Here is a 13,782-nt window from a genome sequence, read left to right as displayed (position 1 = left end):
GAGTAATTAGTTTAGAAGGCATAAAAAAAAGAAAAAACCCTCATCTAAAAAAGATGAAGGTTCTCGATAGTCTAAGGATATTATAGCCTTTTTCAATTGTTCTATTAAACTTAACGAAGCAATTGAAGAACTGCTTGCGGTTGTTGGTTTGCTTGAGCCAACATAGCTTGGGAAGCTTGAGCAAGAATATTGTTTTTCGTTTGGTTCATCATTTCTTTAGCCATGTCTACGTCACGAACACGGGATTCAGCAGCAGACAGGTTCTCGGAAGTGGTTCCCAAGTTGTTAATTGTGTGTTCCAAACGGTTTTGGTTTGCACCCAGTTTAGCACGCTCAGAGGATACTTTTGTAATAGCTGCATCCAATACAGAAATGGCAGCGTTAGCGCCTGTTTGCGTGTCGATGTTTACTGTATCAATTCCTAACGATGCAGCTCCCATGTTTCCAATAGACAATTTAATATTTTGGTCGATGTTAGCACCAATGTGGAATACTGCATTGCTGACTCCAGCACCGTCCAGCAGTTTTTTAGTGTTGAACTCTGTATCTGTAGAAATACGATTTACTTCTGTTGTCAATTCTGCTACTTCTTTTTGAAGTTCTTTACGGTCAACATCAGTGTTAGTATCATTCGCAGATTGTACAGACAATTCACGAACACGTTGCAGAATGCTGTGTGTTTCGTTCAGTGCGCCTTCAGCTGTTTGGATCAAAGAAATGCCATCTTGAGCATTTTTGGAAGCCATATCCAAACCGCGGATTTGACCACGCATTTTTTCGGAAATTGCCAAGCCAGCAGCATCGTCACCAGCACGGTTGATACGAAGACCGGAAGACAATTTTTCAATTGCTTTGTTCGTGTTAGCAGTGTTTGCATTCAATTGACGGTGAGTGTTCATTGCAGCGATATTGTGGTTAATAATCATTTTTAATTTCCTCCCTGAAGGTAAATGTCCCACATCCATGTGGTTTATTGTTGTTACAGCTATTCGTTGAAGTCGGCCGCCCCTCCGTAATAGCTTGTACTATATATATCGACAATCTCGCCGATCTTTTAATAGCATTTTAGGATTTTTTTTATTTTTCGTTATTTTTATTTATCAAGCTTCGCAAAGCATCCAAATTCGACTGTGTATGGGCTGCGGATTCACGATTGGACTCTTGAATGGACAAATATATCTCCTTACGGAAGATATCCATCTGCTTGGGCGCTGAAATCCCTATACGGACGGTATCCCCTTCTACTCCGAGCACGGTAACCTCAATGTGATCCTGTATGATGATGGATTCACCTTTCTTACGCGAAAGTACCAGCATGATTATTCACCTTCCTTTGAACGGATGGTTTCGTCTTCCTTGGTGGGCTGCAATGGATGCTTCGTTTGATATGTGGTCTGGTGCAAAATAACCTGCTTGGCCTGCCTATTATCTGGATTGAATACCAATGGTGCCAATAGATTGATCGTTGAGTTTTCTACCTGCTCATGTAATGTTAGTATGCTGCGAACGACTAAATTAGATCCAATCTCCAGTTCTTCCGTTTCACTATCCGGCAGTTCGAACTCGTATTCAGGATAAAAAATAAAAGGGTCCACTAAGACAAAAGATAGTTCTTTCTGCTGAAGGGACTGGAGATAGTAAAAGGGTGCCTCGTTTTGATCAAGCAACACAAACTCAATCGTCTCCTCAAACCCCGGAATTCCTTTTTCAAAACGATATACTTCTTTTTCATTAACTTCAATGTCACCCCAAATAGATGTGGATATAATCACAAATATTCCTCCAATATTTAATCAGATTTATACATTTTGCTACAAAAAAAAGGCTATAGACGGCTTGAACAACTCCTCTATAACCTTAACTTATTTTACATCGCGACATCAATTTCAGGCGGAATATAGGCCACTGATGGATACTGCTGCATATAAATCTCCAGTTTCCCCCGGGTATACTCAATCTCGGGACGATTAACGGTCACATGCATTTCCGATACAGCAGGTGTATATGTAATATCAGGTGCACGCGTTTCAACATGAATATCCACATTATCCATGGATGCAGCCCCCCTGAATTCAGGAAGAACATGAGTTTCTGTATCCTCTCCAAAAACATTGGCTACTGTATTCCCAGGAATATGAATCGCCGCCATTCGGTTGCCTTGCTCCACTTTATGTGCAAGAGCCTGTAAAAATATTTGCGGCAACCCTGAATAAATTCGATTATTCATCTCAAGGTAATTACCCCCGTTATATGCAGAGTAGGCCGCGCTTTGATCTATAGTAAGCTGTGGCTTGTACTGGTGAATTTCCAGTTGAGCACGACGTGTTGTTAATTCCATATCAGCCGAAGGCTGTCGAATCGAATACTGCCCTGGGTCTGCATCAATATGCAGGATAGCCGGAGTTTGCCGGATTTGAAGCATCGGAATGATGGCCACTATATCCCCTCCTTAGCCTACCTTAAGAAATCCATTAATGATGGGGATATTATCTTCGCTCCCGCTGATAAAGATGCATTATAAATATTTTCTTGAATCTTGGAATTCATTAAAAGCTCGGCGTAATCTGCATCTTCCGTTTTCAATTGCAAGTCCGTTAAGTTCACTTCCAGATCGCTTAAACGGCTTTGCATCAGCTCAACACGGTTGGATTTAGCACCCATTTCCGACCGGACCTTCAGCATTTTATCCACCCGTGAATCAATATTAGCTAATTGATCCCCGCTTGCTTTAATATCACCACTTGCCAAAGCTGCAGATAACTGATTAAAAATAGTAAATAAATTATCGGTATCCGTGCTTGTTCCTACGACTTCATTACCAGTAACATTAATGGGCAAGGCAACATTTTCACCCACTATAAAATTAACATTTCCTGTATCCGTAACAATGGACGCTGCTCCAGATGTATCATGCGTATTATCAGCATTCAAAGGAAGGTCGTATGGTTTCTTGTCATAGGTTTGACCATTAAATATATATTTACCGTTCAGCTGGCTGTTCACAACATCAATCATCTGTTCCTTAAGCTGACCAATTTCTTTGTTAATACTGTCAAGAGCAGACTGTGGATTGGTTCCTGTAGAAGCCTGGACCGTCAGCTCCCGTACTCTCTGCATAATTTGGCCCGTCTGATCCATCACCGTATCATTAAAATCAAGCCACGACACCGCGCTGTCTACGTTCCGTTGGTATTGTTCATTTGAAGATAATTCAGATCGATACCTCAAGGAATACGTAATACCTACAGGATCATCAGAGGGCTTGTTCAGCTTGCGTCCGGTAGACATCTGGTTCTGCGTATTATTCATACGCTCAGAATTTCGATTTAAATTCAGCAAAAGCTGTGAGCTTAGCATATTGTTAGTAACTCGCATAATTATACCCCTCCGTAATTAAATACCCTTGTATAAAAACATAAGATATTTAATCCCCATTCTTATCTTCCCACTACACCTGTGGAATTAATTAATTTATCCAATAATTGATCGAATGTGGTCATAAACCGAGCAGCGGCGCTGTAAGCATGCTGAAACTTGATCATATTGGACATTTCTTCATCCAGTGAAACACCACTCACGGATTGGCGCATAGTTTCCACCTGAGATACGAGGGCTGTCGAGTTTTGCGTCTGTCTTGTCGCCTCTTGAGCCTCTATACCCAACTGACCAACCATAGAACTGAAAAAGCTATCAATAGTAGCCGTATTCCCCGTAGAAACAGAAGTGAAACTGTTTAATTTTAAATTGGCCATCAGGGATGCCAATGTATTATTACCTTTAACCAATTCCTCAGTAGGAGCAGTACCTATTACACGAAGGGATGCTGCAATGGCGTTAGGATTATCGGCTATAACAGTATTTAACGTGATGTTGCCTGCCGTTATCGTCCCGCCATTATTTGAAGCTACAAAAAAAGGTTTACCTGCAACCATATTACCGTTAGCATCTTTATCCTCTTGGGTATAACCCAGTTGATGCAGACCATTAAGACCTTTAACCGTAACTGTTAAATCCGATTGAAGTGTGCGGTTGGTCCCTGTATAAGTCACTCCGTTCAGTACAGTGCCTTCTGGCAATACTGAGCCTTTAGGTAGCGTTACAGAAATATCACCGTTTGCCAATGTGTTGGCGAGGTTATCCATTTGTGCAGTATAATCTGCTACAAATTGATCTCTGGAAATGATCATTCCATGTGCTTCTCCACCTTGTAAATCATTGGAGGCAAAAGCAGCTTGTAAAAAAGCGCCGTTAATTCCAGTAGTCGGTGCAAACCCAGTTACTAATGCTTGACCACCCATATTAACATTGTAGCCTTGATCAGTATCAGTCACCGTCACATTAACGATTTTTGAAATTTTATCGACAATCAAATCACGCTGGTCACGAAGATCGTTCGCGTTATCTCCTAAGCCTTCAATTTTAGTAATTGATTGATTCAGGTCCGCTATGGAATTCACATAACTTTGTAGCTCGCTAGACTTAGCCTCCACATTCGAGGTTAAATCCGCAGATAAATTACTTAACTGTTTACTCATATGATTCATTGCATCAGTCAACGCAAGCGCATTTTCTTTAACAATAGTTCGTGCGGTTACACTTTCCGGGTCTTTGCTTAAGTCAGACCAAGATTTATAAAAGTTATCTAACACCTTTCGAATCCCTGTGTCAGACGGCTCATTCATAATCTGTTGTAGCTTATCAAGTGTGTTACTTCGAATCGTCCAACTGCCCAGCTCAGTATTTTCTCCGCGATACTGACTGTCCAAGAACTTCTCACGAATGCGTTCAATAGCATCAAATTCAACACCTGTTCCCAACTGACCAGGCACATTTGAACGGTTAATACCATAAGCCTCCATTGGGATAGAAGCTCTCATCTTAACCGTTTGCCGTGTATAGCCCTCTGTGTTGGCATTAGCTATGTTATGTCCTGTTGTATTTAAAGCTGCCGTTTGTGTAAAAAGGCTTCTTTTAGCTGTTTCTATGGAATGAAATGTGGATGGCACTCTATTTTCCTCCTCGGCTCAAGCCTTAGTGTCGAACAATCCAGGTCGTGCGAGTTGATTACTTTTCTGATCCGGGTGCATATAAGTCATCTCCTGATTAGGACGGCCTACAAGTAGATCTAACGAGTAGTCAATAAACACCAACGATTGCTCGATGAGCTTTTGATTGATCGCATTAATTTCCTTTAATTCTGAAAGGGTGTGGGATAAGCGGCTCTGCACACTCAGGAGTTTGTTCTTATCTTCAGGATCAAAGACAAGACGCGCCAGCTCGGTTATAGTCAAATTAAGCAGAGACTTAATACCACGTTCACGAAGAAGCTCATATGAAACCTCCATACGAGCTTCCTCCAGCTGTTCTACCTGTTTAAGGAGTCTGGACTCCTGGCTCAAATGCTGAACTAGGCTGTCCATATCATTTTCCATGACAATCTTTTTTTTACTATGCGCCAGTTCCAACAAGATAAGATGTTTTTGTTCAAGCTGCTCCAGCACATCAATCAAACGCTCTAAAGGCATATTCCTTCACCTAGCTTTCAGAAGATTGCTTGAAGTAAGGTAACAGCTTCTCTGCAATCTTATCGGCATCCACACGATAGGTTCCAGAAGCTACTTGCTGCTTAAGCTCCTGAATCTTTTTAACGCGGTCTGCATCACTGCTGCGGTTCAGCATTTCCATTGCTTCCGGAGAAATCGAAACCTCGTCCTTGCGGCGGGATTTCTTTTGTTCCTCTTGACGTCCTGTTTCAATATTTCGCTGATATGGATTAATAGCTCCGATGCGGTTGGTCTCGTTAATTTTCATAACTTCCACCTTCCTTAGTTATTTGATATGGTCAGAATGTATCAGACGACATAGCGTCGAACATGGTTCGTATTATGCCTTACTTCTTTATTTTGTGCATGGTTGCTAAAAATAAAAAAACCGATAAGCTCTATAAAGATTATCGGCGGTATTTGAAACTTTTTGAATAGCTGAATGCGTTTTTAATTCCCCTGTACTACTTTCCACGAAGTTTATCAATCGCGCTGTAGGTACCTGAGCCCATATTATTACTTTGATCCTGATTACTACTTTCGCGTACAGCCTGATGCAGGTCTTTAGTCAGACGTGTTCGACAAGAATCGCACATATGCCCTTCACGAATCGGTATCCCGCATACCTCGCAAGGATACGTCATATTGGGCGCATTAGCAATGGAAATACGTCCCTCACGTATAAATGTTGTGATTTGCTTTACGGATACCTCAGTAGCCTCTGAAAGCTCATGCATATGAATGCCCTTATTTTCACGTATATGTTTGACACAACGTTCGTATTCAATTTCAATTTCTTTAATACAGTTCTGACAGATTCCCCTGACGTTCTTAATAAACAGCTTTCCACAGCGAGGACAGTTATCCAAGTTCATGCTCTGCAGCGCCCCTTTCCTGTTTCCGGTCTCGTATTAGTGTATCCTTACATTACCTTATACCTAAGAGCCTCGTCTAGCGAATATTTTAAAAAAAGAGTGATAGATTTTACACAATTGCACATTTTGTACGATATCATAATAAAGGTACAGAATTCTAATGTACTCTGTATTAAGAAACGCAACAAGAAAAACCAAGCATTTAAATCCCACACCAGCTAATGGGCCATAACCTAACATTAAAATTTTTCTTACATATATATAATGATATGCAATTCGTATGTAACCTAAGGAGACAAATGATTTCTGCCAGATCAATCCTATTGCATGTGTCTATTTATCGTCATACAACGTTCAGGTTTTTAGATTAAAATAAAATAAGCGCCATTCCGGTTATTTCGGGAATAGCGCCTCACTATAATTAAAATAGCTGTATATGATTATAAATGGAGTAAATATACGAATCAAGATGAGGGAAAAACCGGGCGAAACAATCCTCAGAAGAATTCATGTTCACCTGTGCCCCGAATGCCACCAAGTAACTGCTACAAATCCGGGGGAACGGCGCCCATACGAACGCTCCGCACATGGAGTGTGGGTATTCATTATATCAATGCGACTAACATCATCCCAGCTTAAAATCTATCTGAAGATAAGTGTAGACGCAACATTGAAAATTTGCAGTCCAAAAAAACAAGCTATTCCACAAATAATTATTCAAAAAAGCATTGTTTTAATAGAGGCCTTCCCGTATACTGTAGTCAAACACTTGGTTTAATAAAAATATTTTATTATGAATTTATAATGAATTATTTATTAGTGTTTGCTTGCGGAACTTGCAGTTCTTGGCCTACTTTAATCAGGTTGTTAATTTTAAGCAGTTCTTCAACAGTTACACCGTATTTTTCAGCAATGGAAGTCAGCGTATCGCCATCTTGAACACTTACTGTGATTGTATTTACAGTAGCTGGGGTTCCCGTTGTATTAGTCGGCGCTGTAGTTGCTTGATTGTTGTTCTCAGTAGCTGGTTGAGCCGGTGTTGTAGTCGTAGCATTTTCAGTTGTTTCAATTCCAAAAACTTTAGCTTCAAATGCTTTTTGTGCTGCTTCTTGTTGTTCTCTCATCAATTGGTCTTCTGCTTGTTGTTTTTCATACTCAGAACCAGACTGTGCGGCGGATACTTGACCTGTAGCAAGTGGGCTCAACAGAGATACTGCACCTAAACTTACTGCCAACATACTAGATACTGCTACTTTTTTCATTACGTTTTTCATGATTTTTTCTCTCCTCTTTTTTAAGCCAAATTTTAATTAACTGCTTTACTACTGAGCGAGACACTCCCAATGTCCGCTCTGTTGTCGTTAGCTAATCATTTATTACCAAACCATGTTAGCTATCAACAGATAGAAATTGTACTCCTATTTTCCAAATAAATCAACCTCTAAATTAAAATATTCTGTTTTCATCCCTCACTTCCTTACTTTTTGTTTGTGTCTATATTTTTATTATATACCTCTCTCTATCTCGTTGTCAAATCTTGCTTATCGTGCGGTTTAAAAGGCTTCTCTGCTCTAGCATTCGAGTTTTTCTCGGAACGTTATGAACTTTTTTTCCTAGTTTCAAACCAAAACTCTCGTAAAGGGACATAAAATTCGGGCTTATGACCTTGCCAAAGTCAGGCAAAAAATGGTCATATGTATTCCCTCTTCGGATGCCTTTTTCCTTAAAACACGCGCACACGCTTGTAAAGTGCTGCCTGTCGTATAAATATCGTCCACCAGCCAAACAGTAACGCATTTCTGATTCTCCATTTTAGTTTGAGACTCAGCGTTTAAAATAAAATGCTTAATTAACTCCGTCATACCTGACACAACAGAGAACGCATTGTACATCGTGTCTGTGCGTTCTTTTTTTGTTTTGAAGCTCTGTTTGCCAGTATCTTGTGGACGAGCAAGTAAAGGTAAAAAGGGCAGTTTATTCCGCCTGGCAAGCTCCTCTGCCAAAATTTGAGCCTGATTGAAACCTCGCTCTGTCAATCGTGTCTCGCTTACTGGAACACATGTCACCAAATTCACGCTCCGCAGAGCCTGATTGAAACGAAAATGTTCACGACCAGCAAACTCATGCCTCATAGCCTGATAAGCCCGATGCATCATCTCGCCGAGCGGAGGACCGTACTTTTCATTTCCGCGATACTTAAACTGCCCAATCCATTCTCTCATAATAGGCGTATAGCTAGTCGCACTCCGATTACACACATAGTAGCGTGCTTCCCGGTCAGGCCTTACACAATCAGTACAAAATGTCGGGCGTCCACAATGAACACATCGGATGTTGTGAATCCAAGGAATTTGAGCCGAACAAGAGGTACAAATCCTGGGAAACTTGGAAAAACTCCCAGTGTGAATTCCACAAGCGATACACGTTTCTAACTGACGCTGAAGTAGCCAATTCAAAAAAAGTTGGGTTCTGTGCATCATTTTCATACAGAATGCACCGTTCTTGGTAGTTTACGTGTCAATATTGTATCAGGTTTCACATTTCCAAAAAAACTTTTTTTTATTTTGTGCATTTAATGTCTCACCTCCTGTAAATAGCCCTTTTTTCGCGCTAGTGTATTCATGCGCTTAATTTGTCTAATCGCCCTCTTTTGGCCGCGTGTCCATTCGGGTGATGTGAAAACGACGCTTCCACATGGATCATCCTTCGACCTTCCTGCTCGACCAGCCATTTGTACCAGAGAGGCTTCATCAAAAAGGCTGCTATCCGCGTCCAGTACATACACATCACTCCGCGGAACCGTCACTCCGCGCTCCAAAATAGTGGTTGTGACCAGTACACGTATTTCAGTTGCTCGAAAGGAACGCACCTTAGCGCTTCGTTCTTCATCCTGGGATGAAGTGCCCGCAATTGGGATATCAGGCAAGCGTCTGATCAACAATTCTACTAGAGATTGAATATGTGAGATTCGTGTCACAAACAGGAAGACCTGAGCGCCGCGATGTATGGATGCCAACAAGCGTTGAATCAGGCATGCGGGAAGTCGTCCCTTTTGCAGCCAATGCTTCACCGGAGTAGTCTCCAAACGTAATGGGACAGGCAGTGGATGACGATGAAAACGAACGGGAACCTTGGCGTGCGGTAATAGGCCGCGTGCAGCCTCTTTTTGCAACAGTAGCGGTGGAGTAGCAGACAAATAAATGAATTTCCCCTCCGGCTTACACACAGCCTGTGCGGCAAAGGCGAGCATAGGATCATTGTGATAAGGAAACGCGTCAATCTCGTCAATGACAACCAGATCAAAGGCCTGACGATAACGCAGAAGCTGATGAGTTGTCGCAAGTGTCAGCTGTCCCCTTTGCCAGCGTTCATCACTGCCTCCATAGAGCGTCACCATGCTTACATGGGGAAAGGCGATTGCCAAACGGGGCGCCAACTCCAGTACCACATCCCGGCGCGGTGTCGCTACAAGCGCCGTTCCTCCATGCTCCAGCACATGTTGCAGGAGTGGAAACATCATTTCCGTCTTGCCTGCGCCAGTCACGGCCCAAAGCAAAAACCGCTCTGCCACGCCTTCGCCAGTTGTTGGTGAAGGATGCCCGCTGTTGCTGTCGCGGGCAAGGACACTCCCCTGCGACGCAGCAGCAGGGCTTGTCCCCCGGCGTGTTGCCATGCCACGCCGCAATAGCTCGCCCGCCCGGAGCCAGAGGCTTTCCGGGCGAGAGCGCCCCCGCACCCCACCGGGCGGTGCGGCCAAAAAGCGCAGCGCCGTTTCGGCGGCGGAGCGTTGCGCAGGGCTCAGCCCCCAGCGGTCGAGCTCCGCGGCCGGGGCTGTGTCCGCCGTGCACGGCACGGCGGGTTTCGCTGCACCGCGCAGCAGCAGCGAGCACTCACGGCTGCGCCCCAGCGCGAGACACGTCTCGCAGTAGGCGCACGCCTCGCGCCCGCACGATGCACAGCTTGTGCGGTACATCGCCCCGCTGCCGCAACGATTGCAGTGGAGATCACCCGTAGCGGGCCGACGCGCATGTGGTGCAAGGCCAGCAGCAAAGCTAAGTCGACCTTGCAAGTACGCGAGCTGCGCAGCCAAGCGCCAAACGCGCTCCAATCCTGGTGCCACCTCAGCCAGGAGCGCTTCAGCTTCCAGAACGAGCAACTGGCGTCCTGACAGCAAATCAGCCAGCATATCCGCTTGTCGTGCCACACGCTCCATATCCAGTTTTTCAATTTCACTGTTGGAATGCCTTGTTTGCCCGAGGTACGATACTCCTGCTATTCTCCGTTCCTCACTCCCTCCCCCATACATCATGCTACTGCTTGGATGAAACAGTTGCCCCTCCCACCTGCATTCACTTTCTAAGTCAGGAATCCAGCCCTCCGCTCCATCCCAAATGCATATAGCATTGATCCCTCCGGTTAAATGTTGCGCTACGTCACCAGACTCTGAATTCAGTTCATCCTTTAGCTGTGCGAGAACGTATTGCCACCATTGCCTCCTTGTCCATCGCTTCATATCCGTTGATCCCTTGAACACTTCACACAGCTTTACGCCCCAAGGCAACGGAAGCTCTCGCCCCAGTACCACCCATTTTTCGACAGCATTCTCCTGTCCCTTGTTCCCTTTCAACCACCATGTCATATCTACTCGAATATCCACGGATAAGCGGATATCCCATTTCCCTCTATACCTGACCACATATACCGCAATTTTCATTTGGCACCCTTTCACTTCTCAAGTGTTTATTTTCCTCTTTCTAACAACAAAAAAGCAAAAAAGCACACTTCCATGGCCCTTAGCCTGAAGTGTGCTCCACATCATTCGGATTTCAGCGAAATCCCTTTTATCTTGCATATGCAATTCCTTGTAAACATTTATATCCGGTTTCGACCGTAATGTCCACCATACTTTGTCATTAACGAACAAGTGGAGCATCCACCAACGGGTTGGCTGTTCTGAGGTCAATAACAACCCGCTTTTCACCGCCTAACTTCGGTAAAACCGGGTTTCCCGGTGAAAAACGATATGAAATGACCGAAACATCCATATGGCTGTAACGCACCATCCGTGTAAGGATCGGCAGTGTATCATCCACGGATTCATCATCCAGTACCGTCACATGCAGCGGCCTCCGACGTAACCAGGCAAGTATGCTCAATGAACGCATCACCCACTCCACACGTTCTCCGTCATTAGAAGTAATGACAATATAACGGGTCGGCCGTTGATCCGAAGATAACGCGCGCACATCGTCGCCATTGCGATAGGCTTGAACCGCCTGCCGTATATACATAAGATGCACGACTGCGGCTCCCAGACCATATATAAGCAATATCCAAACCAAATGAGCCATCACGAAGGTTCCACCTCCTCCTATAGCGACAATATATGCCGTATAACAGGAAGAGGTGTCACGGTTATGTACTGGGTTTCAAAGACTACACTTTACAGCGTAACCCATCCGTATTTGATGGAATTAATAACCGCTTGTGTCCGGTCATCAACCTCCATTTTTTGCAAAATACTGCTGACATGGTTTTTGACCGTTTTTTCACTAATGAATAAATATTCACCGATCATCTTGTTGCTCTTGCCTTCTGCCATTAAGCGCAACACTTCAGCCTCACGACGGGTCAGCGGGTTATTTTCACCTGCGACGAACTTCACGCCAGCTTCCTTCGTATGACCTTCAGCCATAGCCCCGGTTTCATTCAGATACGTCATCCGGCGGAGCTGCTGAATGAGTTTACCCGTTACCTTCGGATGAATAAACGCATATCCTTCATGCACAGAGCGAATCGCATTAATGAGGGACTCGGCCTCCATATCTTTTAACAGGTAGCCATTAGCCCCCTTGCGCAACGTCTCGAATACATAGCTTTCATCATCATGAATGGACAAAATGATAACCTTGACATCCGGGAACATCTCACGCAGCTTCTCCGTTGCCTCCACACCGTTTTCAATAGGCATATTAATGTCCATCAGAACGATATCCGGCTTCTCTACATTACAGAATTCCAACACCTGAATACCATCGCCACATTCTCCGATGACCTCAATGTCGTCCTCCATATTCAAAATACGTTTAAGCCCTTCACGGAACAACTGATGATCGTCCGCCAAGAGAACTTTAATGGGTGCGTTACTAATTTCCTGATTTTCCATGTTGTTACTCCTTTCCCTTTTCCACGTTGGTTGGGATATGAATCACTATCTTGGTGCCTTGATTCTCAGCTGATTCGATCTCCATTCTCCCCTCGAGCAGTTCAACCCTTTCCCGCATACCAATCAGACCAAAATGCCCATGATCTTTACTTTTCTGCTGAAAAAGCTCTGGCTTAAAGCCCAGACCATTATCCTGCACCACAATTTTTACAAGCTGCGCCTGATAGGTAATCTCAACAAGCACATAGGTAGGATAAGCATGCTTGGCAACGTTGGTCAAAGCTTCTTGGATCAGACGGTAAATGGCTGCTTCCATCGCGGAAGAGAGACGATGCTCCTTGCCCCTTGTTTCAAAAAGCGCTCTAATCTTCGTTTTCTCCTCAAAATCCTGCACATATTTCCGGAGCGTCGGAATAAGTCCCAAGTCATCCAGGGCCATAGGACGCAGATTGAAAATAACCTTTCGCATTTCCTCAAGACTGGAGCGAACCTGTTTCTTCAAGTCTACTATTTCGTCCTGAACCATCTTGAATTCCTGCTTGGCGATCATTCTTTCCACAATTTCCGTCCTAAGCACTAGATGCGCAAGAAGCTGTGCAGGTCCGTCATGAATTTCACGGGATATCCGCTTGCGCTCCTCTTCCTGGGCTAAAATAATTTTCAGACCAATAAACTGCCGGTTTTTGGCCGATTCAATGATCCGCGTCACTTGTCCCAACTCACCCGACAAGTATTCCAGTACGACGCCCATCTGCGAACCGATGGTTTCGGCCCGCTCGACAGAGGCCTCAACACTTTTAGCCCGCTTTTGAAGATCATCTCTTCTGGCCTTGAGGTACATTTCCTTCTCGCGAAAGATCATCACATCGAGCTGAAGCTGTGTTGCTTTCTCGTAAGCCTGCTTGATATCCTCTTCCGAATAGCGGACAAAGTCACGGCTGACCTCAGTCAGCCGAATACGGGACCGCCGATAGTTCATTTCCAGCTGGTCCACCTTTTCAATCGTTTCCGCCGTTTCCTTCAGGACGCTCTGGAGTTCCTGATTTAACGTGACCAGCTCGGTCCGGGCCGTGTCCAAAATTTCGAACATCTGATATTTGCTGTTCTCCATCACCTGGATGGCATTCTTAATGACTCGGTCTATGATATCGGCTTGAAAGTCCACAAATGTTCTACTCCAATCCTAGCATTTCAAGTA

15 protein-coding genes are annotated in these 13,782 nt (G+C 44.2%); all 15 read right to left on the bottom strand.

Annotation, left to right across the window (positions count from 1 at the left end):
* Nucleotides 1-110: 110 nt before the first annotated feature.
* The gene (locus ACQ4MX_RS17990) at nt 111-926 is read right to left on the bottom strand and encodes a flagellin (protein ID WP_149095583.1); all 816 of its coding nucleotides are present in this window, start codon (nt 924-926) and stop codon (nt 111-113) included.
* Nucleotides 927-1,077: 151 nt separating this feature from the next.
* Entirely contained in the window at nt 1,078-1,317 is a 240-nt protein-coding gene (csrA, locus tag ACQ4MX_RS17985; protein ID WP_044648598.1) for a carbon storage regulator CsrA, read from the bottom strand.
* Between the two features lie 2 nt (nt 1,318-1,319).
* Nucleotides 1,320-1,772, bottom strand: coding sequence for a flagellar assembly protein FliW (fliW, locus tag ACQ4MX_RS17980; RefSeq protein ID WP_044648599.1), 453 nt, complete (start codon nt 1,770-1,772; stop codon nt 1,320-1,322).
* A gap of 95 nt (nt 1,773-1,867) precedes the next feature.
* Complete coding sequence (locus ACQ4MX_RS17975; protein ID WP_149095582.1) at nt 1,868-2,437, bottom strand: DUF6470 family protein; 570 nt, start codon at nt 2,435-2,437, stop codon at nt 1,868-1,870.
* A gap of 17 nt (nt 2,438-2,454) precedes the next feature.
* Nucleotides 2,455-3,375 carry a flagellar hook-associated protein FlgL gene (gene flgL, locus ACQ4MX_RS17970; RefSeq protein WP_431086423.1) on the bottom strand — a complete coding sequence of 307 codons (921 nt, stop codon included), beginning with the start codon at nt 3,373-3,375 and terminating at the stop codon, nt 2,455-2,457.
* Between the two features lie 62 nt (nt 3,376-3,437).
* On the bottom strand, nt 3,438-5,006 hold the full coding sequence (gene flgK / locus ACQ4MX_RS17965) for a flagellar hook-associated protein FlgK (protein WP_431086421.1): 1,569 nt from the start codon (nt 5,004-5,006) through the stop codon (nt 3,438-3,440).
* An 18-nt stretch (nt 5,007-5,024) separates the two neighbouring features.
* Nucleotides 5,025-5,525: a flagellar protein FlgN gene (locus tag ACQ4MX_RS17960; protein ID WP_431086420.1), complete on the bottom strand. Its 501-nt coding sequence runs from the start codon at nt 5,523-5,525 to the stop codon at nt 5,025-5,027.
* 10 nt (nt 5,526-5,535) lie between these two features.
* On the bottom strand, nt 5,536-5,811 hold the full coding sequence (flgM, locus tag ACQ4MX_RS17955) for a flagellar biosynthesis anti-sigma factor FlgM (protein WP_013312286.1): 276 nt from the start codon (nt 5,809-5,811) through the stop codon (nt 5,536-5,538).
* 196 nt (nt 5,812-6,007) lie between these two features.
* A complete protein-coding gene (locus tag ACQ4MX_RS17950; protein ID WP_044648603.1) occupies nt 6,008-6,418 on the bottom strand; it encodes a TIGR03826 family flagellar region protein in 411 nt (136 codons plus the stop codon).
* A gap of 809 nt (nt 6,419-7,227) precedes the next feature.
* Nucleotides 7,228-7,692: a LysM peptidoglycan-binding domain-containing protein gene (locus ACQ4MX_RS17945; RefSeq protein WP_431086418.1), complete on the bottom strand. Its 465-nt coding sequence runs from the start codon at nt 7,690-7,692 to the stop codon at nt 7,228-7,230.
* Nucleotides 7,693-8,076: 384 nt separating this feature from the next.
* Nucleotides 8,077-8,676 (bottom strand): ComF family protein, encoded by a 600-nt coding sequence (locus tag ACQ4MX_RS17940; protein WP_223264002.1) that lies wholly within the window; start codon nt 8,674-8,676, stop codon nt 8,077-8,079.
* A gap of 314 nt (nt 8,677-8,990) precedes the next feature.
* Nucleotides 8,991-11,132, bottom strand: coding sequence for a DEAD/DEAH box helicase (locus tag ACQ4MX_RS17935; protein ID WP_431086416.1), 2,142 nt, complete (start codon nt 11,130-11,132; stop codon nt 8,991-8,993).
* Nucleotides 11,133-11,331: 199 nt separating this feature from the next.
* On the bottom strand, nt 11,332-11,772 hold the full coding sequence (locus ACQ4MX_RS17930; RefSeq protein WP_431086414.1) for a hypothetical protein: 441 nt from the start codon (nt 11,770-11,772) through the stop codon (nt 11,332-11,334).
* An 89-nt stretch (nt 11,773-11,861) separates the two neighbouring features.
* Complete coding sequence (locus ACQ4MX_RS17925; protein WP_007432713.1) at nt 11,862-12,584, bottom strand: response regulator; 723 nt, start codon at nt 12,582-12,584, stop codon at nt 11,862-11,864.
* Between the two features lie 4 nt (nt 12,585-12,588).
* Nucleotides 12,589-13,749 carry a sensor histidine kinase gene (locus tag ACQ4MX_RS17920; RefSeq protein WP_090888724.1) on the bottom strand — a complete coding sequence of 387 codons (1,161 nt, stop codon included), beginning with the start codon at nt 13,747-13,749 and terminating at the stop codon, nt 12,589-12,591.
* Nucleotides 13,750-13,782 lie beyond the last annotated feature (33 nt).

This window comes from Paenibacillus sp. 8b26, from assembly GCF_050626875.1.
In the GTDB taxonomy this organism is placed as follows: Bacteria; Bacillota; Bacilli; order Paenibacillales; family Paenibacillaceae; genus Paenibacillus.
This window is presented reverse-complemented; position numbering and strand designations above follow the sequence as displayed.